At 70.7% G+C, this 24,468-nt stretch carries 20 protein-coding genes; 8 read left to right on the forward strand and 12 right to left on the reverse strand.

Features of this window, described 5'->3' with window-relative positions:
- Window positions 1–64: 64 nt before the first annotated feature.
- Together JHW38_RS18625 and JHW38_RS18630 are read right to left on the reverse strand one after the other, a co-directional pair.
- On the reverse strand, window positions 65–1,435 hold the full coding sequence (locus JHW38_RS18625; RefSeq protein ID WP_207522806.1) for a glycosyltransferase: 1,371 nt from the start codon (window positions 1,433–1,435) through the stop codon (window positions 65–67).
- Between the two features lie 10 nt (window positions 1,436–1,445).
- On the reverse strand, window positions 1,446–5,468 hold the full coding sequence (locus JHW38_RS18630; protein ID WP_207522807.1) for a non-ribosomal peptide synthetase: 4,023 nt from the start codon (window positions 5,466–5,468) through the stop codon (window positions 1,446–1,448).
- An 846-nt stretch (window positions 5,469–6,314) separates the two neighbouring features.
- Between JHW38_RS18630 and JHW38_RS18635 the strand changes: the two genes are divergently transcribed.
- Complete coding sequence (locus JHW38_RS18635) at window positions 6,315–6,983, forward strand: hypothetical protein (protein ID WP_207522808.1); 669 nt, start codon at window positions 6,315–6,317, stop codon at window positions 6,981–6,983.
- 30 nt (window positions 6,984–7,013) lie between these two features.
- Here JHW38_RS18635 and JHW38_RS18640 read toward each other — a convergent pair whose 3' ends face one another.
- The 3 genes from JHW38_RS18640 to JHW38_RS18650 all read right to left on the reverse strand — a co-directional run bounded on the left by JHW38_RS18640 (window position 7,014) and on the right by JHW38_RS18650 (window position 9,634).
- The gene (locus JHW38_RS18640) at window positions 7,014–7,448 is read right to left on the reverse strand and encodes a hypothetical protein (protein ID WP_207522809.1); all 435 of its coding nucleotides are present in this window, start codon (window positions 7,446–7,448) and stop codon (window positions 7,014–7,016) included.
- Window positions 7,449–7,570: 122 nt separating this feature from the next.
- Window positions 7,571–8,935, reverse strand: coding sequence for an ATP-binding protein (locus JHW38_RS18645; protein WP_207522810.1), 1,365 nt, complete (start codon window positions 8,933–8,935; stop codon window positions 7,571–7,573).
- Complete coding sequence (locus JHW38_RS18650) at window positions 8,936–9,634, reverse strand: response regulator (protein ID WP_207522811.1); 699 nt, start codon at window positions 9,632–9,634, stop codon at window positions 8,936–8,938.
- Between the two features lie 259 nt (window positions 9,635–9,893).
- Between JHW38_RS18650 and JHW38_RS18655 the strand changes: the two genes are divergently transcribed.
- From JHW38_RS18655 to JHW38_RS18665, 3 genes are all read left to right on the forward strand, one after another.
- Window positions 9,894–10,382 carry a hypothetical protein gene (locus JHW38_RS18655; RefSeq protein ID WP_207522812.1) on the forward strand — a complete coding sequence of 163 codons (489 nt, stop codon included), beginning with the start codon at window positions 9,894–9,896 and terminating at the stop codon, window positions 10,380–10,382.
- A 75-nt stretch (window positions 10,383–10,457) separates the two neighbouring features.
- Complete coding sequence (locus tag JHW38_RS18660; RefSeq protein ID WP_207522813.1) at window positions 10,458–10,913, forward strand: SRPBCC family protein; 456 nt, start codon at window positions 10,458–10,460, stop codon at window positions 10,911–10,913.
- The gene (locus JHW38_RS18665; RefSeq protein WP_207522814.1) at window positions 10,903–11,253 is read left to right on the forward strand and encodes an ArsR/SmtB family transcription factor; all 351 of its coding nucleotides are present in this window, start codon (window positions 10,903–10,905) and stop codon (window positions 11,251–11,253) included. The genes JHW38_RS18660 and JHW38_RS18665 overlap by 11 nt, the downstream gene beginning before the upstream one ends.
- 90 nt (window positions 11,254–11,343) lie before the next feature.
- Here the strand turns inward: JHW38_RS18665 and JHW38_RS18670 are convergent, their stop codons facing one another.
- From JHW38_RS18670 to JHW38_RS18680, 3 genes are all read right to left on the reverse strand, one after another.
- Window positions 11,344–11,817 carry a cupin domain-containing protein gene (locus JHW38_RS18670; protein WP_207522815.1) on the reverse strand — a complete coding sequence of 158 codons (474 nt, stop codon included), beginning with the start codon at window positions 11,815–11,817 and terminating at the stop codon, window positions 11,344–11,346.
- Window positions 11,818–11,844: 27 nt separating this feature from the next.
- Entirely contained in the window at window positions 11,845–12,651 is an 807-nt protein-coding gene (locus JHW38_RS18675) for an MBL fold metallo-hydrolase (protein WP_207522816.1), read from the reverse strand.
- A gap of 88 nt (window positions 12,652–12,739) precedes the next feature.
- A complete protein-coding gene (locus tag JHW38_RS18680; RefSeq protein ID WP_207522817.1) occupies window positions 12,740–13,447 on the reverse strand; it encodes a glutathione binding-like protein in 708 nt (235 codons plus the stop codon).
- Between the two features lie 90 nt (window positions 13,448–13,537).
- On the opposite strand from JHW38_RS18680, the gene JHW38_RS18685 reads away from it, so the two are divergent.
- Window positions 13,538–15,016, forward strand: a complete 1,479-nt coding sequence (locus JHW38_RS18685) for a PLP-dependent aminotransferase family protein (RefSeq protein WP_207522818.1) — start codon at window positions 13,538–13,540, stop codon at window positions 15,014–15,016.
- 102 nt (window positions 15,017–15,118) lie between these two features.
- Here the strand turns inward: JHW38_RS18685 and JHW38_RS18690 are convergent, their stop codons facing one another.
- From JHW38_RS18690 to JHW38_RS18700, 3 genes are all read right to left on the reverse strand, one after another.
- Window positions 15,119–15,568 (reverse strand): hypothetical protein, encoded by a 450-nt coding sequence (locus JHW38_RS18690; protein WP_207522819.1) that lies wholly within the window; start codon window positions 15,566–15,568, stop codon window positions 15,119–15,121.
- Between the two features lie 109 nt (window positions 15,569–15,677).
- Complete coding sequence (locus JHW38_RS18695) at window positions 15,678–18,794, reverse strand: TonB-dependent receptor domain-containing protein (protein WP_207522820.1); 3,117 nt, start codon at window positions 18,792–18,794, stop codon at window positions 15,678–15,680.
- Between the two features lie 277 nt (window positions 18,795–19,071).
- Window positions 19,072–19,983, reverse strand: coding sequence for a pyridoxal-phosphate dependent enzyme (locus JHW38_RS18700; RefSeq protein WP_207522821.1), 912 nt, complete (start codon window positions 19,981–19,983; stop codon window positions 19,072–19,074).
- A 562-nt stretch (window positions 19,984–20,545) separates the two neighbouring features.
- Here JHW38_RS18700 and rpoH point away from each other — a divergent pair.
- Entirely contained in the window at window positions 20,546–21,424 is an 879-nt protein-coding gene (gene rpoH, locus JHW38_RS18705) for an RNA polymerase sigma factor RpoH (protein WP_207522822.1), read from the forward strand.
- Between the two features lie 72 nt (window positions 21,425–21,496).
- Here the strand turns inward: rpoH and JHW38_RS18710 are convergent, their stop codons facing one another.
- On the reverse strand, window positions 21,497–23,050 hold the full coding sequence (locus JHW38_RS18710) for a hypothetical protein (protein ID WP_207522823.1): 1,554 nt from the start codon (window positions 23,048–23,050) through the stop codon (window positions 21,497–21,499).
- 151 nt (window positions 23,051–23,201) lie between these two features.
- On the opposite strand from JHW38_RS18710, the gene JHW38_RS18715 reads away from it, so the two are divergent.
- Entirely contained in the window at window positions 23,202–23,669 is a 468-nt protein-coding gene (locus JHW38_RS18715) for a DUF1203 domain-containing protein (protein WP_207522824.1), read from the forward strand.
- A gap of 219 nt (window positions 23,670–23,888) precedes the next feature.
- On the forward strand, window positions 23,889–24,317 hold the full coding sequence (locus tag JHW38_RS18720) for a hypothetical protein (protein ID WP_207522825.1): 429 nt from the start codon (window positions 23,889–23,891) through the stop codon (window positions 24,315–24,317).
- Window positions 24,318–24,468: the final 151 nt, after the last annotated feature.

Genomic DNA, 24,468 nt, shown 5'->3' on the forward strand with positions numbered 1-24,468 from the left:
CGGTCTGACCGCACGGGCGCTTTCGCGACCGAAGGCCTCGCCTCGGTCGCGAACCGGCCGCCGCTCAGGCCACCCGTTCCAGCGGCAGCGCCGAGGCTTCGCGATCGAGCCGCAGCGGCGGCAACAGCCCCCACTCGTTGAGCGCGCGCACCGCCGCGGCGCCGCCGTTTTCGGCGCGGATCTTCTCGCCGAGCTCGTGCGCGGCGCGCACGCGTTCGGGCCGCAGCGCTTCCTCCACCGCCTGCGCCATCTGTTCGGCGGTGACCGTGCGCCGGTCCACGGCCGGCGGCGCGCAGCCGAGCGCGTGCATGCGCCGCGCCCAGAACGGTTGGTCGCCGAAGAACGGCACGAACACCGACGGCACGCCGGCGCGCGCCGCCGCCACCGTGGTGCCGGCGCCGCCGTGCTGCACGGTCGCGGCCATGCGCGGGAACAGCCAGTCGTGCGGCGCGGCTTCGATCACATAGACCTTGTCGTTCAAACGGCCGGGATCGCAGCGCAGCCCGCCCCAGCCGGTCGCCAGCACCGCGCGCCGGCCGCTGATGCGCACCGCGTCGAGCACCACCTGGGTCAGCGCCTCGGCGTTGTTGGCCAGCATGCTGCCGAAGCCGAAGTACACCGGCTTGTCGCCCTCGGCGAGGAAGTCGGCGAGGCCTTGCGGCGGCTGCCACACGTCGGCCTGATCGAGGAACCAGCTGCCGGTGACCTTGACCTGTTCGGGCCAGTCGTCCGGCGGCGGCAGGATGTGGCGGCTGTAGCCGTAGAGCACGCGCATGCGGTCGGGGTTCTTGTCGAAGAACGGCCCGTACCACGGGAACAACGGCAGTTTCAGCTGCGGCCGGATCGCGCCGTTGACCGCCGGCTTGAGCGTGTACCAGGCCAGCAGCTTCATGACCGAGAACAGCGCCATGTTGACCGCGCCGGGGAATTCGCGTTCGGACCAGAACGACAGCGGCGACAGCTTGCGCGACGGCGTGAACGGTTGCAGGTGCGCCTGGATGAAGGGAATGCCGTCGGCTTCGCCGATCGCCTTGGCCAGCTGGGTGACGATGCCGGTGCCGACCAGCAGCGCCGCGCCCTCGCAGGCCGGCCGCGCTTCCTGCGCCCAGGTCGCCGCCCACTGCGCGAACTTGGCGCGGGTGTGCTGGACCAGGTACCAGGGGTTGAGCGCTTTATCGACGGTCTCGGGATTGTTGGTCAGCAAGTCGCTGAAGTCGGCGCTGATCGCCGAGAACTCCAGCCCCGCCTCGCGCACCAGCGGGGCGAAGTTGTCGCTGGTGACGATGCGCACCGGATAGCCGGCGCGCTTGAGCGCCTGGCCCAGGCCGATGCAAGGGCGCGCGTCGCCCTGGGTGCCGACGGTGAAGATCACCACCGCGCCGGGCGTGACCGGAGCGGCGGCGTCGGCTTTGACGGGAAGTGCGGATGCGGACACGAACGTCTCCTTACGAATAAGCGGCGACCAGCGGCGCGGCTGCGGGCAGCGCCGTCGGCAACGGATCCAGCCGCGCCGGCTGCGTGCTCGCGCCGAACAGGCGCTCGCGCAGCACCCGGCCGATGTGCGCGGCCGCGCGCGGCTCCAGCATGGTCTGGTGATGGCAGTCGATCTCGTGCACGTCGAAGTGGCCGGCCACGTGCGCCTGCCAGGCATTGGCGCGGTAGTGCAGCAGGCCGTCGAGGTCGACGCGCTCCTTGCGCTTGGCGTCGAAGAACAGCACGTCGGCGTCGATGCGCTCGGGCACGTAGCGGCGCGCCAGGGTCAGGTTGTTGCGGGTGACCGCGGCGACGTGCTCGATCAGCTTGGCGTCGTCCTTCAGCACCTGCTGCACCAGCGGATTGGAGAACACCTCGTATTCCTGGCACAGCAGCTCGGTCAGCGCGCGCATGTCCTGCGGCGCTTCGCGCAGGCGGTGGTGGAAGCCGAGGAACTTGAGCACGGCCTGGGCCTGCTGGGCTTCGTCGGGCTGCGCCGGCTCGGCGGCGAAGGGATAGGAATCCATCATCGCCAGCAGTTCGACCGTATCGCCTTCGCGCTGCAGCTGCGCCGCGACCGCGTGGCCGATCAGCCCGCCGAGCGACCAGCCGAGCAAGCGGTACGGGCCCTGCGGCTGGACCTTGCGCATCTGCGCGATGTAGTCGGCGGCGATCTCCTCGATGCTGCCGGGCAGCGCGCCGCCGCGCAGGCCGCGCGATTGCAGCGCGTACAGCGGCAGTTCCACCTGGCGCAGCATGCCGGCGAAGGCCCAGCCCACGCCGGTGACCGGGTGGATGCAGAACAGCGGGCGCTGTTGTGCGTCGCCGCGCTCGTGCGCGCCGCCGCGCAGCGCCAGCAGCGCGCCGAGCGGATCGTTGTCGCCGCCGCTGCGCTCCAGCGCCGCGGCCAGGCCGGCGATGGTCGAACCTTCGAACAGCGCGCCCATCGACAGCTCGGAACCGAAATGGCGCGGCAGCGCGGCGACCAGTTCGGCCGCGGTCAGCGAATCGCCGCCGAGTTCGAAGAAGTTGTCGTGGATGCCGACGCGTTCGAGCTTGAAGATCTGCTGCCAGATCGCCGCGAGCTTGCGCTCGGCCTCGGTGCGCGGCGCGACGTAGGCGCTGCGGCGGTCGCGCTCGGGCGGGCGCAGCGCCTTGCGGTCGAGCTTGCCGCTGGAGGTCATCGGCAGCGCCGCCAGTTCGATCCACGCCGCCGGCACCATGTAGTCGGGCAGGCGCGCGGCCAGCGCGCGGCGCAGCGCTTCGGGTTTGGCATCGGCGCCGGCGGCGGGCACCACGTACGCGGTCAGCAAGGCGTTGCCGGCGGCGTCGCGGTGCAGCGCGACCGCGGCCTCGGCGACTTCGGCGAAGCCGCGCAGCTGCGCTTCGATCTCGCCGAGTTCGACCCGGTGGCCGCGGATCTTGACCTGCTGGTCGGCGCGGCCGAGGTATTCGAGCACGCCGTCGTCGCGCCAGCGCGCCAGGTCGCCGGTGCGGTAGAGGCGGCCGCCGGGGCGGAACGGATCGGCGATGAAGCGCTCGGCGTTGAGTTCGTCGCGGTTGCGGTAGCCGCGCGCCACGCCTTGGCCGCCGATGTACAGCTCGCCGGCGCTGCCGGTCGGCATCGGCCGGCCGGAGGCGTCGAGCACGTACACCTGGGTGTTCAGCAGCGGCCGGCCGATCGGCGGCGCCGCGCCGTTGCCGCCGGCCAGTTCTTCGGCGCGGATCTCCATCGCCGTCGACCACACCGTAGTTTCGGTCGGGCCGTACAGATTGGTCACCCGCGCGGCCTGGCGCACCAACTGCTGGGCCAGTTCCGGCTGCAGGGCTTCGCCGCCGATCAGCGCGTGCACGCGCTGCAGGCGCGCGTCCGAGTTGGCCAGCAGCATCCGCCACAGCGACGGCGTGGCCTGCATGACGTCGATGCGCTCGTCCTCGATCAGCCGCGCCAGCGCCAGCGGATTGCGCGCGATCTCGGTGGTGGTCAGCACCGCCGCGGCGCCGACCGTCAGCGGCAGGAACAGCTCCAGGCCGGCGATGTCGAAGGTGATCGTGGTCTGGGCGAGGTAGCGCTGCTGCGGCGTGGGCGCGAGCTCGCGCTGCATCGCCTGGAGGAAATTCCAAAAGCTGCGCTGGCCGACTTCGACGCCCTTGGGCACGCCGGTCGAACCGGAGGTGTAGATCACGTAGGCCAGATGCTCGCCGCCGACGCGCGGCAGGGGCGGCGCGGCTTCGGCGTCGTAGCGCTCGTCCTGGGCGTGGGCGAACAGCAGCGGCAGGCCGCGGCCGGCGAAGGCGTCGGCGAACGCCGGCGTGGTCAGCAGCAGGCTCGGCGCGGCGTCGTCGAGGGTCAGGGCGATGCGCTGCATCGGCGCTTCCGGGTCCAGCGGCAGGTAGGCCGCGCCGGCCTTCCACACCGCCAGCAGCGCCGCCGGCAGCACTTCGTCGCGCGGCAAGGCGATGGCGACGGTGTCGCCGCTGCGCACGCCGCGCGCGAGCAGGCGCTGGGCCAGACGCGTGCTGGATTCGTCGAGTTCGCGATAGCTCAGGCGGGTGTTTCCGGCGATCACCGCGACCGCATCGGGCGTGCTTTGCGCCTGACGCTGGAACTGCGCCAGCGCGGTGCTGTCCTCCAGCGCCGCGTCGGTGGCGTTCCACTGCGACAGCAGCCGCGCGCGCTCGTCGTCGCCGAGCACGTCGATCTCGCCCAGGGCGATGTCGGGACGTTCGAGCACCTGTTCGATCAGGCGCATCAACCGGCGCTTGTGTTCGTCGAGCTCCGCGGCCGGGTACAAGGTCGGATTGGCGTCGAAGTCGAAGCTCAGGCCCTGGCCGTCGAGGCGGTCGAACACGAACACGGTCAGGTCTTCGGCGGTGCCGTTGTGCAGGTTGCGCGCGCTGCCGCGATGGCCGAGGAAGTTGTTGTAGTCGTACGGCTCGATGTTGATGCCGAGCCAGGCCATGTGCTGGTCGGGGTTGACCAGGCCCAGGTCGCGGCGCAACTCCTCGAAGCGGTACTGCTGATGGCGCAGCGCCGACTTGACCGTGCGCGAGGTCTGCTGGAACAGCTCGCTCATGCTCATGTCCGCGCGCATCTGCAGGCGGATCGCGACGACGTTGGCGACCATGCCGGGAGTGCTGCGCAGGGCGTGGCTGGAGCGGCCGGTGACCGGCATGCCGAACACCAGGTCGTGCGCGCCGCTGGCGCGGTGGTAGTAGGCGGCGATCAGCGCGATCAGCACCTGCGGCAGGCTGACCCCGTTGTCGCGGGCGATCTCGGCCAGGCGCTCGCGACCGGCCTCGGGCACGTGGCCGCTGGCGCGGCGCAGGCCGCCGTTGTTGCGCACGCGCCGGCGCGCCAGGGTCACCGCTTCGGGCAGGTCGGCGAGTTGTTCCAGCCAGTACTCGCGGTCGCGGCGGTAGCGGTCGGAATCGCGGTACGCGGCTTCGGCCTCGATCAGCGAAGCCAGGCTGCCGTAGCTGCTCGGCTCGGGTTCGACGCCGTCGCGGTAGGCGCAGTACAGCTCGTTGAGGCGCTTGGCCGCCATGCCGCCGCTGTAGCCGTCGTAGACGGTGTGGTGCGCGCGCTGGTACCAGCAATACAGATCGTCGGCGAACTTGAAGATCGCGCCGACCCACAGCGGGTCGTGGGCCATGTCGACCGGACGGTTGATCTCGGCCTGCATCCACGCGTCGGCGGCGGCGCGCGGGTCGGGCTCGCCGCTGAAATCGATGTAGGGCGTGTCGAACTCGTAGCGCTCGCGCACGATCTGGTACGGCAGGCCGTTGTGCTCGACGATGCGCGCGCGCACGGCTTCGGCCTCGTCGGCGAACTGACGCAGCGCGCGCTGGAACAGCGCCGGCTCGACCGGTCCGTGGATCTCCACCGCCTCGGCGATGTTCAAGGTCGCTTCGGCCGAGGCGAGCTTTTGCCCGACCCACAATCCGCGCTGGGCGGTGGTGAGCGGCAAACCGGGTGCAGGCAGTTCGTTCATGGCGCTTTCCTTGAAGCCGGCGCCGGAACGCGCGCCGCCGCCGGCCGGCGGACGCGGTGTCCGTCGGCGCGCCGTAACGAATGCGCGCGAGCCTGCGGCCGACTCGTTTCTTACGAGTGGCCCCCTCTCCGTGTGTATAGCGAATCCAAAAGTACCAACATGGCCGCGGCGCAGCGCGCCAGGGCAGGGCCTCTATCCGTATCCATCCGGCGCGAGCGGCGGACAGTGGGCCTTAGTTCTTATCGATGCAGCAAAAGGGGGGAAGGTCCGGGCGATGCCCGCGCCTTGCCGTGGAGGTCAGGGCGCGATCGCATCGGAAGGCGACGCTGCGCGGATGCGCCGTGCGGCGCCTTCGGAATCAATATCCCCGAGCGCTCAAGTCATGTCCATCAAGGCGGATGAGAGGCATATCACAAGTCGAGGATTTACGAAGACGGCGGTGAGAGACTTATCACAAGACGGATATGTGAAGGTTTTTGTGCAGCGAGACTTGCGCCTTCGAAGAATTTCGAAACGCGATATTTCCCCTGAAAAAAGCCTATTTCGCACGCTATCGCATCCTCGCGTTGAATCACGCGCGAGTTGTGATCCAGACCGATTCGTTTCCGCTTAACGCAGACGTTTTTCGCCGTTGTCGAACGATTGGTTCGCATGCGGATGTCGATCGAGGTCGCAAGCGCGGGTGAGGATTGGTGAAAATTTATCCAGCGCGGAAAATCCGCGCGCCGGGTCCGCAAACTCCGGTGCGCGCCCCCGGCTTGTGACAGCCCGGCGACAGCAACGGGCCGCGCGCCGCGTCCGCGGATGCGCTATGATGAGAATCGTTCTCATTTGTAGGCGACGCCCATGACCTTCCCTCTCCCCGCGATCGCGGGCGACGCCGGCGCGCGCGAAGCGGCCGCGGCGTCGGCGTTCCTGGCCCTGCCGCCGGACCCGGCGCTGGACGCGGCCGCGCGCCTGGTCGCGGTCTACGGCAGCGGCGCGCTGCGGCTGCGACGCATCGCCGCGGCGGCGGCGCTGGAAGAAGCCGGCCTGCGCGCGCGCTTCGGCAACGACCGCGGCCTGCGCACGGCGCTGGAGCAGCGCTTCGCCGAAGGCTTCGTCGCGCGCGTGCGCCTGGCGCTGGACCGCTGCCGCGACGGCGACTGGAGCGGCCGCCTGCGCGCCTGGGTGGCCACCGCGGTGACCGCCTACCTGGAACAGGTGGCCCTGCACGACGCGCTGTTCCACGACGCCAGCGCCAACGCCAACGGCTACGACCGTCAGGCCTGGCAGGACCATCCGGTGATGGACCAGTTGGTGGAACTGCTCGAAGGCGGCATCGCCGCGCGGGTCTGGGCGGCGCCGGACCCGCGCATGACCGCGGTGATCTTCTTCAGCGCCATGCACGGCGCGGTCGACCGCGCCATCGCCTGCGGCGACGCGCAGGCGCGGCCGGACGAAACCCGGCATCGCCTGGTCCAGACCCTGGTCGGCCATTTCGAACGCAACGTGCAGTGGTGGTCGACGTTCTGAGGCCGACGGCGGCACGAAGCCGCCCGGCGCTCAGGCCGCGTTCGAGCGCAGCAGCCGCGCCACCGCCGCGCGCAGGTCGAGATCGATCGCGTCCCACACCGCGTCGCCGCCGATCGAGCGCGCCTCGCGCAAGGCCTCCAGCGCCGCCTCGCGCCGGCCCAGGCGCAACTGCGCCTGGCCCAGCAGCAACGTCGCCAGCGGCGCGTGGTTCTGCCGGCTCCACTCCAGCGCCGCGCGCGCGGCGAGGATGCAGCCGCTGTAGTCGCCGAGCCGGTACAGCGCTTCGGCCGCGCCGCTGCTGAGCCAGTGGCGGATGTCGTCGCCGTCGAGGCCGGCGTCGGCCAGGGCGATCGCGCGCGCCCAGTGCTTGGCGGCCTGGCGGTGTTCGCCGTTGGTTTGATGGGCGATGGCCTGGTTGGCCAGGTCGAGTACCCGCGACTCGAGGTCGTCGGGCAGGGCGTTCATATCCGTATGCATCGAAGGGTTCCGATCCTGGAGCCGGTCTCAATGTGAACGAGCGTGCTTGCAAGTCCATGCGTAAAAGCGCCGCCCGCGCTGTTGCCAACGCGGTGCGGGGCGAAAAGGGGTCATTGCAGGTGGAAGGGGCGCTCCTGTGCGTCGTTGTCGGCGCCGGCCGGCGCGGGATCGCCTTCGGGCCACAGCCGCGGCTGCCGCGGCAGCCGGGCGACGAAGCGCGCGCCGCCCAGCGGCGAGGGCTCGACGTGGATCGAGCCGCCGTGGCGGTCGATCACCTGGCGCACGATGCTCAGGCCCAGGCCGTAGCCGCCGGTGGCGCGGTCGCGGCTGCGGTCGAGGCGGTAGAAGGGTTCGAACACGCGGCGCCGGTCTTCGGCCGGAATGCCGACGCCGTCGTCCTCGACGATCAGCAGCCAGTCCTCGCCGGCCGGCTCGGCGGCGACGCGGATCGCGCTGTCGGCGTAGCGCACCGCGTTGCGCATCAGGTTGGAGAACGCGCGGCGCAGGCTGCGCGGCTCCACCGCGACCTCGTCGAGTTCCGGCGAGATCGCCCATTCGATCTGGGTCGTGCGCACGCGCAGTTCCTCGGCCGACACGCCGGTGGAGGCGCGCAGGAAGCCGGCCAGCTGCACCGGCTCCAGGCTCGGGCGCGGGCCGCTGCGTTCGAGCATGCCCAGGGTCAGCAGTTCGCCGACCAGCAGGTCGAGCTCCTCCACGTCGCAGCGCAGCGCGTGCACGCGGGCGCGCGCGACCCGGTCGTCGAGGGTGTCGGCGAGGTTGGCCAGGCCGAACTCCAGCCGGGTGATCGGCGTGCGCAGCTCGTGCGAGGCGGCGTTGACCATGTCGCGCTGGGACTGGATCAGGCGGCCGATCTGGTCGGCCATGTTGTTGAAGTAGGCGGCCAGCTGGCGGATCGAGGAGCCGCCGCGCAGGCGCGCGCGCGCGCCGAGGTCGCCGTCGCCGAACTGCGCGGCGGTCACGCGCAGGCGCTCCAGGTCGCGCCAGTGCGGTTGCAGCCACATCATCAGGCCGAGCAGCACCATCGCGAACACGGTCAGGTAAGCGACGTAGCGGATCGGAAAGTCGTTCTCGGTGTAGACGATCTGCACCGTCTCGCCGCCGGGCAGGCGCAGGAACAGATGGTGGCGCTCGTTGCCGACGTGGTCGCTGGCGCTGCCGAGCCGGGCCAGCTCGGCGCGGGCGCGCGCCGGCAGCGCCGCCAGCTCCTGCGCCTCGACCCGGCTGTAGCGTTCGGGCGTGCGCCGGTTGAGTTCGCCCAGGCGGCGCTCGAGTTCGGCGCCGCGGGCGTCGCCCAGGCGCTCGCGCAGCAGGGTCAGTTCGCCGACGAACTCATGCCGCACCGAGGCGGAGTACTGGTCCGGGAACAGGTAGGGGAACACCTGCTGCACCATCAGGATCGAGCACAACAGCAGCCCGGCCACGGTCAGGTACAACCGAACCAGCATCGAGAGCATTCAGTCCTCCCAGGCGATCGGGCTGAACAAATAGCCCCGTCCCCATACGGTCTTGATCTTGCGCGGCTCGTGCGCGTCGTCGGCGAAGTGGCGGCGCAGGCGCGAGATGCTGACGTCGACGGTGCGGTCGACGCCGTCGAAGCCGATGCCGCGCCAGCGCCGCAGCAACTCGTCGCGGCTGAGCACGCGGCCGGCGGCCTGGGCCAGGATCACGAACAGGTTGTAGTCGGCGGTCTTCAGGTCGATCTCCTCGCCCTTCCAGCGCACCTGGCGCGCGGTGAGGTCGATCTGCAGCCCGCCGTAGCTGAGCACCGACGGCCCGGCCGCCTGCGGCTGCGCCTGGCTGCGGCGCAGCACCGCGCGCAGCCGCGCCAGCAGCAGGCGCGGTTCGACCGGCTTGAGCACGTAGTCGTCGGCGCCGACCTCCAGGCCGGTGACCTGGTCGAACAGGTCCGCGCGCGCGGTCAGCATCACGATCGGCAGGCTCGACTGCTTGCGGATCTGCCGGCACACGTCGAAGCCGTCCATGCCGGGCAGCATGAGATCGAGCACGATCACGTCGGGCGGATCGTTCTCAATCGCGGCCAGCGCAAGGTCGCCGCGCAGCACCACCGATGTCTGGAAGTCGTAGCGTTGCAGGTACTCGGAGATCAGCCCGGCCAGACGGGCGTCGTCCTCGATCAGCAGGACTTTGTTCATGGCCACCTCATGCGAGCCGGCATGGTAGCGCCGGGGGGCGTGGGCCGTGGGGGCGATACAAATAAACACATCTGCCGTTGAGGCTAGCGTCAGCCGGGTTTGCGTGTGTGAACATGGGGTTCCGAAGGAGGGATGCGATGCGCGGCGGGGCAAGGGATTCGATACGGCCAGGGCGCGCACGGTTGCAGGCCGGCCAAGGCGCGGCGGTCAGGGCGCAGCGCCGCGCGGTCGCGGACGGCGCGGCGCGGGAGCGCGCGCGATGAGCGCGCCGGCCCGCCGCGACGGCGTCGCGCGCGGCGCGAGCGTCGCCGTCGCCGCCGCCTGGATCGCCGGTTCGGCGTATGTCGCCTGGGACCTGCACGTGCCCGGCGTCTGGGGCATTCCGCTGGCGGTCGCGGCGGCGTGCGCCGGCTGCCTGATCCTGGCGCTGTGGCCGCAGGCGCTTGCGGCGCGCGGCCTGCGCGTCTGCCTGTGGATCGCGCTGTTCTGCTTCGCGGTGGTGCCGCCGGTGTACACGCTGATCGCCGACGCCTTCAACGCCTGGGACCCGAATCGCTTCATGTGCGGCGACGGCGACCGTCTGGTGCGTTGCCGGATGATCGGCATGGAAGTCTTCGTCGTGCCCCTGGTCGTGTTCGCGGCGGCCGTGGCGTGGCGGCTGAAATGGCGCGACGACGCGATCGAGACGGCCGCGACCGCGCTCGCGCTGCTGATCGCGCTGATCTGGCTGACGGCGGTGTCGCTGTGAACCCGCCCGGATGAACAGGCAACTTGACGGTTGCGCTTTGACGGCGCAGGCTGAAATGCACCCAGGAGGTTGCCCATGAACGCATCGACCGACCGCATCGAACGCAAGATCCTGCTGCATGCCCCGCGCGCCAAGGTCTGGCGCGCGCTCGCCGACGCCGAATCCTTCGGCGAATGGTTCGGCGTGCGCCTGCAAGGCCAGCGCTTCGCGCCGGGCCAGAGCGCGCAGGGCTACATCACCTATCCCGGCTACGAGCACCTGCTGATGAAGGTGGTCGTGCAGACGATGCAGCCCGAGCGGCTGTTCTCGTTCCACTGGCATCCGCATGCGGTCGACCCGGGCCGCGATTATTCGGACGAGGAACCGACCCTGGTCGAATTCGCCCTCGAAGACGCCGACGGCAGCACCTTGCTGACGGTCACCGAATCGGGCTTCGACAAGATCCCCGCCGCGCGCCGCGAGGAAGCGTTCCGGATGAACTCCGGCGGCTGGGACGCGCAGGTCGAGAACATCGCCCGCTATGTCGGCTAAGCCCGCGGCCGCGCTCAAGGCGCCGGCGCTGCGGCGCTCGGCGCGGGTGTTCGAGGCGCTCGGCGACGAAACCCGGCTGCGGCTGGTGGTGGCGCTGTGCGCCGGCGGCGCCTTGTCGATCGCTCAGCTCACCGCCGGCACCGACATCAGCCGGCAGGCGGTGACCAAGCACCTGCAGGTGCTGTCGGGCGCCGGGCTGGTGCGCGACCTCAAGGTCGGGCGCGAACGGCTGTGGCAGTTCGAGCCGGGCGAGCTGGAACAGGCCCGGCAATCGTTGCTGCGCATCGGCGAGCAATGGGACCGGGCCTTGCTGCGGTTGAAGGATTTCGTCGAGCGTTAGCCGCCGTTGCGGCCGGGCGCTGCGCACGCGACCGCCGGACGGGCCCTGCGCTGCGCCGATGCTTGCGCCGTGGCCGCACCGTCGCCGCGCTCAGCGGTCGGTCAGATCCAGCGCCGGCCGGCGCTGCTCGCGGCAATAGCGCTCGTACGCGGCGCGCTGGCTTTGCGCGGTCGCGCGCAGGCGCACGCTGCCGCCGGGGCCGAGGAACTCGACCGCGCCCATGACCACCACCAGCGCGATCATCGGTTCGGTGCCGACGATCTTCCACCAGTCGACGTTGCCGGGCGGCTCGTAGACGTAATCGCCCGGGCCGATCAGTTCGCCGGTGCACAACTGGCGGGTGCCGCTGAGGTTGTAGGCGTGGATCTCGCCGGTGTGGCGGTGCAGCGGCATGGTCAGGCCCGGGTCCATGCGCAGCAGTTCGACGAAGCCGCGGTCGTCGGCGAAGAAGCGCAGCGGCTTGGAATACTTGCCGGGCGTGTCGGCGGGAATCCACGGCAGCTCGGCGCTGGCGCCGATGCGCGCGGGCAGGTAGTCGTGCAGGTGTTCGAAGCCCGAAGGCATGGCGATTCCTCGCGAAGATGCGCCGGCTCAGCCGGCGATGGCGTCGAAGTAGCGCTGGAACGAGGCCTCGACCGCGGCGCGGCCGCCGCCGAGGATGTTGCGGCCCAGGCTGTAGCCGTAGACGTCCTCGAAGTCGTAGCCGGCGATGCGTTCGCGCATCGCGCGCACGTCGGCGGGCTTCATCGGGATGTAGTTCGGGTAGCTGTACATGAAGGTGGTGTGGCGGCGGTCGGACACCACTTGCAGCGCGTCGCCGGGGAACAGCGCGTCGCCGCGCTCGCCGCCGCGGCGCCAGTGCAGCGCGGTGCTGCCGGCGAAGTGGCCGCCGCAGCGGATCAGGACCACGTCGTCGGACAGGCGCAGTTCGTCGCCGCTCCAGTAGCGGATCGCCGGCGACGGCCGCTGCACCCATTCGCGGTCGGCTTCGTGCAGATAGATCGGGACGTCGCCGAACGCGCGGCTCCATTCGACCATCGAGGCGTAGAAGTGCGGATGCGAGATCGCGATCAGGTCGACGCCGCCGAGCGCGCGCAGCGCCTGCACCGCCTCGTCGGTCACCAGCGCCAGGGTTTCCCACAGCAGGTTGCCGGCGCCGGTCGGCAGGAACATCGCGCGCTGGTCGATGGCGAAGGCCGGGGCCATGCTCAGGCTGAGCACGCCGGCGTCCTCGTCGATGCGCAGGCGGTGGCGCTGGGCCAGCGATTCCAGCGTGGTCCAGCGTTGGCCGTTCCAGCCGACGTACTGGCGCTCGTCCTCGCAGATCGGGCAGTGCGCCGGCGGCGCGGCGGATTCGGCGAACTGGGTGCCGCAGGTTTCGCAGATGGGGAAGGGCATGGCGGGCCTCGGCGGGGCGGGCGGCAACGGTGGAGAGGGCGGCGCTTTTGCGAGGGACTGACGTCCCTCCTGCAACGACAGCGAAGGCTCAGGCCTGCGCGCCCTGCCCGAACAGCGCGCGCCGCTCGGCTTCGGTGAAATTGGCCGGTTTGGCGTAGGGATCGTCGACGCCGGCGTAGGCGCGCTGGGTCGCCGGGCGTTCGCGCAGGCGTTCGAACCAGCGCCGCAGGTCCGGCGTGGAGTCGAGGTCGTGGCCGAGGCCGGCGTGCGGCACCACCCACGGATAGCAGGCGATATCGGCGATGGAGAGTTCGTCGCCGGCGATGAACTCGCGCCCTTGCAGGCGCCGGTCGAGCACGCCGTACAGCCGTCCGGCTTCGCGCGTGTAGCGTTCGATCGCATACGGCACCGGCTCCGGCGCATGCGCGCGGAAGTGCCCGGCCTGGCCGGCCATCGGCCCGAGCCCGGCCATCTGCCAGAACAGCCACTGGGTCGCTTCCAACTGATCGCGCTCCGCGCGCGGCCACAGCAGGCCGGTCTTGCGCGCGAGGTAGAGCAGGATCGCGCCGGATTCGAACACCGGCAGCGGCGCGCCGCCGTCGGCGGGGGCGTGGTCGACGATCGCGGGAATCTTGTTGTTCGGCGAAATCGCCAGGAACGGCGGCGCGAACTGTTCGCCGGCCGACAGCTTGACCGGCACGATCCGGTGGGCGAGGCCGGTCTCCTCCAGGTACAGGCGCAGCTTCAGGCCGTTCGGCGTGGCGGCGTAATAAAGATCGAGGGCGGCGGTGTCCATGGGGCGGCGTCCGTAGCGGCGAAGGCCGCTGTCATGGGATCAGCTTAGGAGTACGCTGGCGCCCCGGCTGGGCCAAAACGGATCGATTTCATGGAGCCAGTTTCCGAGCGCAGCGTATTCGAGTTCGCGCTGAGCCTGCCGGCGCGCGGCCAGGGCAACCTGACCCACGAACTGCACCAGCAACTGCGCGCGGCCATCCTCGACGGCCGCCTGGCCGCGGGCGCGGCGCTGCCGGCGACGCGCCAGGTCGCGGCCGGGCTCGGCATCGCCCGCAACACCGTGGTCGCCGCCTACGACCTGCTGATCGCCGAGGGTTACGTCAGCCCGCGCCAGGGCGCCAAGGCGGTCGTCGCCGACGTCGCCGCGCGCCGCGACCGGCGCGCGCCGCGGACGCTGGCGCCCGGGCTCGAAGACGCGCGCCTGAACCCGCTGTGGCGCACGCCGTTCCTGCGTCCCGACCCGCCGCGGCAGTTGCCCGAGCGCTGCTTCCGCCTCGGCATTCCCGATCACCGCCACTTCCCGCACGACATCTGGCGGCGGCTGTCGGCGCAATCGCTGCGGACCTGGTCGAAGACCCGCTTCAGCTACCCGCCGTCGGAAGGCATCGCCGAACTGCGCCACGCCATCGCCCAGCACGTCGCTTTCGCCCGCGCCGTCGCCTGCACCGGCGACGACGTGGTGGTGACCTCGGGCGCGCAGCAGGCCTTCGACCTGCTCGCGCGCCTGCTGGTGACGCCGGGCGAAACCCGGGTCGCGGTGGAGGAGCCCGGCTACCCGCCGATCCGCGCCGCGTTCGCCGCCGCCGGCGCGCGCCTGGCGCCGATGCCGGTCGACGAGGAAGGCCTGTGCGTGGACCAGTTGCCGGACGACGTGCGGGTCGTCAGCGTGACCCCCTCGCACCAGTCCCCGACCGGCGTGGCGTTGTCGCTGCGCCGCCGTCGCGCGCTGCTCGACTTCGCCCGCCAGCGCAACGCGCTGGTGATCGAGGACGACTACGACGGCGAGTTCCGCTTCGGCAGCCGGCCGCTGGACGCGTTGCAGACGCTCGACCGCGATGGCCTGGTTTTCTACATCGGCACCTTCTCCAAGAGCCTGTTCCCGTCGTTGCGCAAAGGCTTCATCGTCGCCCCGCGCTGGGCGCGCGATGCCCTGATCACGGTCAAGCACTGCGCCGATTCGCACAGCGACACCATCACCCAGTCGGTGCTGGCCGCGTTCATCCGCGACGGCCATCTGGCCCGGCACGTGCGACGCATGCGCGCGGTCTATGCGCCGCGGCGTGAGGCCTTGCTGGCCGCGCTCGACGCCGAACTGGCGCCGTGGCTGCAGTCGATCCCGTCGGAAGCCGGCATGCATCTGGCCGCGCGCATCCGCGACCCGGCGCTGGCGCCGGCGATCCTGGCGCGGCTGCCGCGGCATATGCCGGGCGCGCAATCGATCGCCGAGTACGCGATGCACGCGCCGGCGCAGCCGGCGATCACCTTCGGTTACGGGGTCATCGATGCGGACGAGATCCGGCCGGCGACGCGCGCGTTCGCGCGCGATCTGGCGCGGATGGGTTCGGAGTAACGGTGCCCCCTGTAGGAGCGGCGCGAGCCGCGACCGCGACACCGCAATCACCACGGAAGTTCCGGCGTAGTTGCGTTGTCGCGGTCGCGGCTCGCGCCGCTCCTACAGGGGCCGCGTCTCGACCGGAACGAACCGCGCCGGCCGCATGCGGCCGAAATCGCGGCGCTCGCCGCGGCGCAGGCGCGGGTTCGGATCGAGCACGCGCGGCGAACCCGCGTCGTGCAGGTACACCACCCAATGCCAGGTGCCGTCTTCGCGCGCATTGATCGCGACCAAGCCATCGCCGTCGCACTCGCTCCAGTCGCCGACCGCGCGCTCGGCGCCGCTGCGGATGCGCAGCACCGTCAGCATCCGCCGCAGTTGCCGCGCATCGGTGAGCCAACCCGCGCGCGCGGTGCGCAGCCCGCCGCCGGCGCGGTAGCGGTACGGACGCGGGCCGATCGCCAGCGCCCGCGCCAGGGTGCGCGCCTGGGCGTAGCCGATGCCGGCCAGCATCGCCACGCAGGCCAGCCCGCAGCCGGTTCGGTCGTGTTGGAGTCGGCGCTGGATCATGGTTCGCGGACGCGGAGTTCGCGCCGAGCCTAACACCGCGCCGCCGTCGCCGCGCCGGCGGCGCGGCCCGGCCGGCTTCGGGCGAAGCCGGCCGCGCGCAGCGCACGCGTCAGTCGAACCGGTAGGTCACGCTGAGGCTGTAGCGCCGGCCGAGGATGTCGTAGGTGCCGATGCCCAGTTCGCTCGGCGTGGTCCCCAGCGGCGGATCCTTGTCGAGCAGGTTCTGCACCGCGAAGTTGACCCGCACGTTGTCGCCGAACCGGTAGTTCGCGCCGGCGCCGAGCAGCCAGTACGACGGCGCGCGCAGCACGTCGCGGGATTCCACGGTGTCCTCGTTGTCGAACACCGAGGCGCTCAGATAACGCGCGTTGAGGTTCAGCCCGAGCCTGTCCTTCTGGTAGTCCACGCCGAACTGGTACTGGCGCTTGGCCATGCCGATCTCGCCGGCGTCGTCGTCCACGCTCACGCCGGTGGTCGAGCTTTCGAAGCGCTTGACCCACAGCGCGTTGGCGCTGAAATCGAAACGGCCCCAGTCGCCGGCGTCCCAGCGGTACGCCAGCTCGCCGGTGACGCCCTGGAAGTGGATGAAGTCGCCGTTGCGGTAGCGCACCGCGACGATGTCGAACTGGCCGTCGGCGTTGCGCTTGACCTGCTCGCAGTAGTAATTGGCGTTGTTGACGTTGGCCGGGTTGAACTGGCTGTTGTCGTAGCAGGCCGACAGCACGTCGTTGATGCTCTGGGCGAAGATCTGGTCCTTGAGCTTGACCTCGTTGTAGTCCACCGCCAGGCGCAGCCCTTTGACGGACTCCGGCTGCCAGACGAAACCCGCGGTCCACGAATCGGCCGCCTCGTTGCGCAGGTTCGGCTCGCCCTGGCGCGCGCCGCGCGCGGTGGCGCTGTTCTGCTGGAAGTCGACCGGGTTGAGGCCGTACTGCTGATAGAACGCCGCGCAATTGCGCGCGCGCGTGGCCGGGTCCGGGCCGCCGGTGACGTTGCGGCGGTCGCAGGGGTCGGAGGTGGTCTGGAACAGCTCGACCTGCGGCAGGAACAGCTCGGTGATGACCGGCGCGCGCAGCGAGCGGGTCTTGTTGCCGCGGATCTGCAGCCCCGGCAGCGGCTCCCATTGCAGGCCGTAGGTGTAGGCGTTGAAGCCGCCGTTGACGCTGTTGTCGACGCGGCGGAACTTGCCGGTGATGTCGAGCCGGTGCAGGCCGGGGAGGTTCGCGTCCGGCGACACCAGCGGCAGCATCGCCTCGGCGTAGTACTCGTTGGTGTGGTACTTGCCGTTGAGCGAGGGAATGGCGACCGAACGGCCGAGGCCGCGGCGGGTGAAGTCGTTCGGGGTGAAGCCGCCTTCCTCGACCCGGTACTCGTAGCCGAGCGCGACGTTGAGCGGGCCGCTCCACAACTCGGCGACCGGGCCGCTGACGAAGGCGCTGAACACCTTCTGCTTCTGTTCGAAATCGGTGCGCTGGATGCCGGTGATGTAGTTGATCGCCTCGGCCGACGGGCGGCCCTGGCCGAACAGGTCCAGCGGCACGCAGTTGGGATCGGCGACGGGGTTCGAGTTGGCGCCGGCGCTGGCGGCATAGACCGCGTTGCGCGCGTTCGGATCGCACACCAGGCGGCCGCCGACGTTGCCGACGTTGATCGCGTTGATGAAGTTCTGCTGGTTCAGCGACACCGACGAGGTGTAAGCCTTCATCCGGCCGTAGTTGGCCGAGACTTCCCAGTCGAACGGCCGCGACCACAGTTCGAAGTCGCCGCGCGCGCCGACCACGATGCGGTCGATGGTGCTGTGGGTGCGGTCCGGAGTCAGGCCGAGGTCGGCCGAGGTGCGGGCCAGGCGGAAGCTGCCGATGCCCAGCGCCTGCAACTGCTGGCGCGCTTGCGCGTTGAGCAGCGGATGGGTCGACTGCACGATCAGCGCGCTGTTGAGGCGGGTGCCGGCGGTGGTGTTGCCGGTGGTGGCGATGTCGACCGGCGGATCGGCGTCGGCCTGGTAATGCAGGCCTTCGGCGAACAGGCGCACGTTGTCGGCGACGTCGAAGTGGCCGATCACGTTGACCGTCTGGCGCTTGAGGCTGGTCAGCAGCGCAGTGATGTCGGCGGTGTTCAGGCCCTGGCCGCCCGAGGCGGTGCTGGTGCCGAAGTTCACGCCGGGGTCGTACGGCACCAGATTGCCGTTCGGCGCGAATTGCAGGTAGGTGCGCTGGTTCGGGCCGAAGCCGCGCAAGGCGCCGCCGGGCAGGGTGACCGCGCCGCTGACCGGCAGGATCAGGCCGCCGAAGGTGGTGGTGAAGGTGCGCGCGTCGCGGATCAGCACGGTGCCGGGGATGCCGTCCTCCGGGCCGGTGTCGAACGGAACGTTGCCGTGCACGCGGCCGTCGTTGGCGGGATTGCGGCCCGGCTGGTTGGCGCGCATCTGCGCCGCGTTCGGGTTCGCGGGGAACGCGTAGGCGCGGGCGAAATCGGTGCGGTCCGAGCGCACCAGGCCCTGGCTGTCGTCGTAGGACGCGCCGACCATGAGGTTGCCGCGGCCGTCGGCGAAGTCGGCGCCGGCCAGCACGCTGTAGCCCAGGCGCTCGTTGTCGCCGTGGTCGCTGATGCCGTAGTTGAAGTTGGCTTCCACGCCCTGGAAGCGGTCCTTGAGGATCACGTTGACCACGCCGGCGATCGCGTCGGAACCGTAGGTCGGCGCGCCGCCGATGGCGACGTTCTCGACCCGGTCGATCATCTGCACCGGGATCGCGTTGAGGTCGACCTGCGAGCCGGCGGAAAAGCCGAAGTTGGTCAGCGCGCGCGAGGTCACCATGCGCCGGCCGTTGAGCAGGGTCAGGGTGCGGTTGCTGCCGAGGCCGAAGCGGTTCACGAAATTGACGCCGCCGGCGAAGTTGCCCTGGCCGCCTTCCGGGGTCTGGCCGATGCCGAAGCCGACGGTCTGGTTCAGCGCGTCGGCGACGTTGGTCATGCCGCGCTCGCGCACCGATTCGCCGGAGACCACGCCGGCCGGTTCCAGGGTGTCGAAGCCGCTGCGCGGGATGCGCGAGGCGGTGACCTTGATGCCTTCCAGTTCGGTGGCGTTGCGCTCGGCCGGCGCCGGCGCCGGCGCGGCGGCCTGCTGGGCCAGGACGGCGGGGGCGAACAGCGGCGCGGCCAGGGCCACGGCCAGAGCGGTCAACAGCGGGCTGCGCCGCGGCGGGCGGCGGGTGGTCGAACGGATCATCGATGGGGTCCCCGGGTCGGGCCGGCGCGTGCGGCCGGCGCCCCGTCAGTACGCCCAATCCGGCAAAGCGGTCGCAAGAGCGAAACGCGAACAAATCATTGTCGAAACGTGATGCGAATCGCGCGATAGATCGCGATTTCGGCGCAGCGGCGTCAACCGTGGCCGAAACGCGCGTTTTGGCATTGGATCCGACGATGCCGACGATGCCGACGATGCCGGCGAGGCGCCCGAGCCGGCCGGACCGGTGCGCGGCCGCGCCGCACGCCGGCGCGGCGGCTTATCCCCCGAACCGGGACAGAGACTCCACGGTCGCGGTCGATCCGCCGCAAACCACGACCAGCACGTTGCCCGCCACGCCGGGCGGAAGCCGGTTCGCGTACAGCAGCGCCAGCGACGCGCCGCAGGCCGGTTCGACCAGGGTGCGGTGGTCGTCGAGGAAAGCCAGGCAGGCGTCGACCGCTTCGCGGTCGCTGACCTGCAACGGAATCACCGGCCGTTCGCGGGTCAGCGCGAACGCGCGCTCGCACACCTGGCGCGCGCCGAGCGAGGTCGCCACGCCCGACAGCGCCGGCAGCTCGACTGGCCGGCCGGCGTCGACGGCCGCGGCGAACGAGGCCATGCCTTCGGTTTCCGCGGCATAGATCGGCACCTCGTCGAGTCCGCTGCGGCGCATGCCTTCGGCGACGCCCGCCAGCAAGCCGCCGCCGCCGACGCACAGCACCACCGCGTCCGGGCGCAGCCCGTCGGCGACCACCTCGTCGATCAAGGTGGCGTGGCCCTGCCACAGCAGCGGGTCGTCGAACGGGTGCAGGAACGCGTCCTGCGCGGTTTTCAGCGACTGCGCGTAGCGGTTCGCTTCGAACCACGACGTCCCGTGCACGATCACTTCGGCGCCTTCCGCATCGAGCAGGCGCCGCGCGCGTTCGGTCGTGGTTTCCGGAACCACCACCAGCACCGGCACGCCGAGCTTGCGGCCCGCGTAAGCGACGGCCAGGCCGGCGTTGCCGCCGGAGGACGACAGGAAGCGCTGCGCGCCTTGCGCGCGGTAGTGCTCGCAGGCGTGGCCGATGCCGCGGATCTTGAACGACCCGGACGGCTGCATGGCTTCCATCTTGAGCCAGGCCCTGGCGCCGATGGCGCGCGACAGCGGGAGGGATTCGAGCAGCGGCGTTTTGACGCTCAATGGCATGGGGTCGGTTTCTTGAGGGGAGGGCGTTCGCACGCGCGGGGCGCTGCGCTGGCCCTCGCGCGGGTGGGCCGGCAGGCGTTTTTCCGCAGGATATCGCGCCGCCTGTTTGCGGACCTTGCCGCCGTTCGAGGCCGCGCGAACGGGCTGGCGATGGTGCGCCAGCCGGGACGGTGGGTGTGGCGTCCGCGCCGGGTTGGAAGCTTTGGGCGTCACGCTTCGGAAAGTCTCTTTCGAAATTGAGATTCGGCCTGCGTCTATCTCCCCACATCAAATGTTGTAAGGATTCGCCCCGCCGCAGGCCGACAGGCCGGGCGCCACGGCCGCGGTCGCGTCGATGCGCCGGCCATCGCGCCGTTTTAACCAGTTGATATTCAAGATATTTCGCCAGCCGTCAGGCGCGCCCAGGCATAGTCGCCGGACTTGGCCGCAGCCGTCGCCCGCCGCCGCGTCCCATATCTGAACGCGCGCCATCTGCGCCCCCGCCCGCCGTTCCAATCGCGCAACACTGCGGAACTTCCCCCACCTTTAGCAGTCCTATAGGCCGACTGCTAAGATCGCTGCCATGACCTCTATCGCCCAATCCTCTGCTCTTGTCGCCAACAACCTGCCTGTGCCCAGCGCGCTCGGTTCGCTGGATGCATACATCGGCGCGGTGCACCAGATCCCGGTGCTCAGCGTCGAGAACGAGCAGGCGTTGGCCCGCCGCTTCCGCGACGACGAAGACCTCGACGCGGCCCGCGAACTCGTCCATTCCCATCTGCGCTTCGTGGTCCACGTGGCCCGCGGCTACAACGGCTACGGCCTGCAGATCGGCGACCTCATCCAGGAAGGCAACATCGGCCTGATGAAGGCGGTCAAGCGCTTCGACCCCGACCAGGGCGTGCGTCTGGTCTCCTTCGCGGTGCACTGGATCCGCGCCGAGATGCACGAGTTCATCCTCAAGAACTGGCGCATCGTCAAGGTCGCCACGACCAAGGCCCAGCGCAAGCTGTTCTTCAACCTGCGCAAGTCCAAGACCCGCCTGGGCTGGATGAACGCCGAGGAAGTGCGTCAGGTCGCCCTCGACCTCAACGTCTCCGAGCGCGAAGTGATGGAGATGGAGTCGCGCCTGTCCGGCCGCGACATCGGCTTCGACGCGCCCAGCGACGAGGACGACGACCACGCGCCGCCGTCGCCGGCCGCGTACCTGCGCGCCGCCGACGAAGACCCCTCGCAGAGCTACGAGCGCGAGGACGAGGAAGACAACCAGCTGGCGCTGCTGCGCGAAGGCATGGCCGGCCTGGATGCGCGTTCGCGCGACATCATCAAGCGCCGCTGGCTCGATGCCGACAGCAAGATCACGCTGCAGGAGCTGGCCGACGAGTACGGCGTCAGCGCCGAGCGCATCCGCCAGATCGAGGCGAATGCGCTGAAGAAGATGCGCGGTCTGTTCGCGGCGTAAGCCGCAAGCCAACGCCGAAAACGCGGACGGCCCGGGGCGACCCGGGCCGTTTTCGTTTGTGCGCGCCCGTCGTTATGTCTTGGCCGGTGCGTTCGCGTCCGCGCTGCCGGACTGCGCGCGTTGGGTCGCGCCGGCGTTGGCTTTTTCCTCTGCCAACGTCTTCGCCAGCCGCCGGTACAGCGCTTTGAGCTGCGAATGCGAGCGCAGGTCGCCGTTGCGCACGCTCAGGTCCAGGGTCCGGGTTTCGGCCTGAAGCACGCGGGCGACGTCGGCCGCCGGCGGATCGCCGGGGAGGGCGCGGTAGACCGCTTCCAGCATCGGATACAGCGGCGCGTGCGGAAAATCCCGCGCCGCCTGCGCGAGCATGGCGCGATACGCCGGGTCCGGCGCGACGCCCGGCTCCGGTTCGGCGTGCTGCACGCGGCTCAGCGCGAAGCGCGGATCGCGGTAGCGCTTCCAGCCGAGTTCGTCGCTCTGCGCCAGGCCGGCGGCGTCGCCGGCGCCTTGCTGCAGATACGCCAGCACGCGCAGCGCTTCGAGGTCGCCGGCCTTGCCGGTGGCGCGTTCGCGCAGGGTGCCGCCGTGGCGGGCCAGCAGCGCGGCGAAGTCCGGCGGTTGTTCGCTGCGCGCGACCAGCCGGCCCAGCGCCACCAATCCCAGCGCCGAGCTGGCCGGATACGGATGGCCGCCGACCAGCACGCGGCAGCGGTCGAGATCGGCGGATTCGAACGCACGCTCGCTGTCGCGCAGTTTCGGCCACAGGCAGTCCCACTCCTGGCGCTCGCGCTGCTGCGGGTTCCATTGCGCGCGCGCCAGCGCGATCGCCGCGTCCTGCGCGGAAGGCTGCGGCGCGTGGTTCCACCAGTCGGTCTGCCAGTCGAACGAACGCGCGAGCAGGCGCTCCAGCGCGCCGCGGTCGCCGCTGGCGGCGTCGCGATAGTCGCGGTCGAAGCGGCTCAGATCGGAAGGGCCGCCGAACACTTCGAACGACATCTTTTCGGCGCCGACGTGGTGACTGTCGACCTTGGAGGCGTCGACGATTTCGACCGCCGCCTGCGGGTCGCCGGCGAGGTGGCAATACGCGGCGATGTAGGTCGCCTGCGCGGGAATGCCGACGCGGCTCGCCTGCAGGCGTTTCCACAGCGGCAGCGCGGCGGCGCAGTCGTCCTTGCGGGTGTAGTGCAGGGCCAGTTCGTAGAGGATTTCCGGCTGGTCCGGCTGCAACGCGTCGGCGCTGCGGTGCAGGCTCAACGACGCGTCGGGCGCCAGCGACCACAGCATGTTGCCGATCGCGAAACGGCGCGCGGCGCCGCCTTGTTCGCCGTAGGCGACCAGCTCGCTTACGGCCTGATCGAGGCGGCCGGAGAATTGCAGCGGCCGATGGCGTTCGTTGAAGGCTGCGGAGCCCTCGCTCTCGGCCTCGACTTGGGCGAGGAAATCCTCGGCGGACAGCGACGCTTTGGCCGCCGTTGCGGCCGCCGGCGCCGCGGCTTCGAACTCGCGCGCGGCGCGCGGCGCCGCCGGCTCCTGCGCCGAACAGGCGGCCGCGGCCAGGGTCAGTATCAGCAACGGCAGCACAAGGCGGCGCCGCGACGGGTCCGTGTCGATTGCGTGGAGCGTGCTCATGCGGTCCTCCTTTGACCGGGCGCGCCGGCGCGCCGTTATGCGCATCAGCCTAATCGTTCGCTGGCGCGCGCAGCAACGGCTGCGCAAGACGCGGATATCGGCGCGGCCGCCGCGGACCTAAGGTGGCGTCGTACCCAACGAGGAACCTGCCATGCACGCTTACCGAATCGACGGCCTCGCCCCGGACGCCTTCGCCCCGCTGTTCGCGCTCGACGACGAGGCGCTGCGCGCACACGGCATGCGCCGGGTCGTGGCCGACTCGCCGCGCGGCTATCCGTGCCGGGTCTCGCTGAGCGAGGCGGCGGCCGGCGAAACCCTGCTGCTGCTGACCTTCGAGCACCACCGCGACGGCCCGTACCGCGCCAGCGGCCCGATCTTCGTGCGCGAGCGCGGCGAGCGCGCGCCGACCCTGCGCAACCGCCTGCCGGAGCTGCTGCGCAGCCGCCGCCTGTCGCTGCGCGTGTACGACGCCGAGGGCTGGCTGCTGCAGGCGCGCGTGTGCGAGGGCGAGCAGGGCGAAGCGGCGGTGGAGGAAATCCTCGCCGATCCGCGCGTCGCCCGCATCGACGCGCACAACGCGGCTTACGGCTGCTTCCTGTGCCGGATCGAGCGCGACTGAGTCGGCGCGCGCCTGCGCGGGGCCGTTCGCGCAGGCGCGGCGCTCGCGCCGACCGACCGACCGCGCCCGCGTTCGGGCCTGACCGTTTTCGCATGAGCCGTTTGCGCCGCGTTTTGCGAGTACTGATCCGAGCGATCGACGCATCGCCCGCCCGTGCGCCGTTGCGGCCCCCCCGCGACGGCGCCGGTCCGTCCGTATCCGCAAGCCAACGGAGGCTCTATGCAAGCGAACAAATGGGTTGTACTGGGCGCGCTGCTGTCGCTGTCCGCCTTGTCGCACAGCCCGCCGGCGCAGGCCGGCAACGTCAGCAACGCGGTGGTCACCTGCTACATCGAAACCGCGGACTGGGACGTCCCGCAGCCGCAGCGCTGCGAAGCGTATTGGATCCCCTCCCGCGCCACCAATCCCAGCACCGCCTATTTCGAGGTGACCGGCCTGCAGCCGGGGCGCTATTCGATCGCCTGGCGCAACGTCGAGATCAACCAGCCGATGCCGAGCTGCGCCAACAGCAATTACTGCTGGATTTCGATCGCGACCGAGACCCGCGGCGACGGCAAGGCCATCCTCGGCGCGACGGTCACCGACCTCGACACCGGCGAGAGCAAGTCGGTGCAGGCGACCGCGCGCTATTACGACGGCGTCAACTGAGCCGCGCGTCGAGCCGGCGTCGGGCGCGGATCGCCCGCTGCCGCCATTCGCGGTTGCGCGCGTCCGCCACTACGCCGCCGCGGCCACGCGCCGGCGGATGAGAACTGCAAGCGGCGTCGCATCGCCGCGGCCCCGTCCTTGCCGGTGCGCG

Origin of the sequence: Lysobacter enzymogenes, assembly GCF_017355525.1 — a bacterium.
Classification (GTDB): Bacteria; Pseudomonadota; Gammaproteobacteria; order Xanthomonadales; family Xanthomonadaceae; genus Lysobacter; species Lysobacter enzymogenes_C.

Bases quoted from the DNA above. Each gene is read 5' to 3' on its own strand.
- JHW38_RS18630 (WP_207522807.1), bottom strand. From the start codon at position 5,468: ATGAACGAACTGCCTGCACCCGGTTTGCCGCTCACCACCGCCCAGCGC.
- JHW38_RS18635 (WP_207522808.1), top strand. From the start codon at position 6,315: ATGACCTTCCCTCTCCCCGCGATCGCGGGCGACGCCGGCGCGCGCGAA.
- JHW38_RS18640 (WP_207522809.1), bottom strand. From the start codon at position 7,448: ATGAACGCCCTGCCCGACGACCTCGAGTCGCGGGTACTCGACCTGGCC.
- JHW38_RS18645 (WP_207522810.1), bottom strand. From the start codon at position 8,935: ATGCTCTCGATGCTGGTTCGGTTGTACCTGACCGTGGCCGGGCTGCTG.
- JHW38_RS18650 (WP_207522811.1), bottom strand. From the start codon at position 9,634: ATGAACAAAGTCCTGCTGATCGAGGACGACGCCCGTCTGGCCGGGCTG.
- JHW38_RS18655 (WP_207522812.1), top strand. From the start codon at position 9,894: ATGAGCGCGCCGGCCCGCCGCGACGGCGTCGCGCGCGGCGCGAGCGTC.
- JHW38_RS18660 (WP_207522813.1), top strand. From the start codon at position 10,458: ATGAACGCATCGACCGACCGCATCGAACGCAAGATCCTGCTGCATGCC.
- JHW38_RS18665 (WP_207522814.1), top strand. From the start codon at position 10,903: ATGTCGGCTAAGCCCGCGGCCGCGCTCAAGGCGCCGGCGCTGCGGCGC.
- JHW38_RS18670 (WP_207522815.1), bottom strand. From the start codon at position 11,817: ATGCCTTCGGGCTTCGAACACCTGCACGACTACCTGCCCGCGCGCATC.
- JHW38_RS18675 (WP_207522816.1), bottom strand. From the start codon at position 12,651: ATGCCCTTCCCCATCTGCGAAACCTGCGGCACCCAGTTCGCCGAATCC.
- JHW38_RS18680 (WP_207522817.1), bottom strand. From the start codon at position 13,447: ATGGACACCGCCGCCCTCGATCTTTATTACGCCGCCACGCCGAACGGC.
- JHW38_RS18685 (WP_207522818.1), top strand. From the start codon at position 13,538: ATGGAGCCAGTTTCCGAGCGCAGCGTATTCGAGTTCGCGCTGAGCCTG.
- JHW38_RS18690 (WP_207522819.1), bottom strand. From the start codon at position 15,568: ATGATCCAGCGCCGACTCCAACACGACCGAACCGGCTGCGGGCTGGCC.
- JHW38_RS18695 (WP_207522820.1), bottom strand. From the start codon at position 18,794: ATGATCCGTTCGACCACCCGCCGCCCGCCGCGGCGCAGCCCGCTGTTG.
- JHW38_RS18700 (WP_207522821.1), bottom strand. From the start codon at position 19,983: ATGCCATTGAGCGTCAAAACGCCGCTGCTCGAATCCCTCCCGCTGTCG.
- rpoH (WP_207522822.1), top strand. From the start codon at position 20,546: ATGACCTCTATCGCCCAATCCTCTGCTCTTGTCGCCAACAACCTGCCT.
- JHW38_RS18710 (WP_207522823.1), bottom strand. From the start codon at position 23,050: ATGAGCACGCTCCACGCAATCGACACGGACCCGTCGCGGCGCCGCCTT.
- JHW38_RS18715 (WP_207522824.1), top strand. From the start codon at position 23,202: ATGCACGCTTACCGAATCGACGGCCTCGCCCCGGACGCCTTCGCCCCG.
- JHW38_RS18720 (WP_207522825.1), top strand. From the start codon at position 23,889: ATGCAAGCGAACAAATGGGTTGTACTGGGCGCGCTGCTGTCGCTGTCC.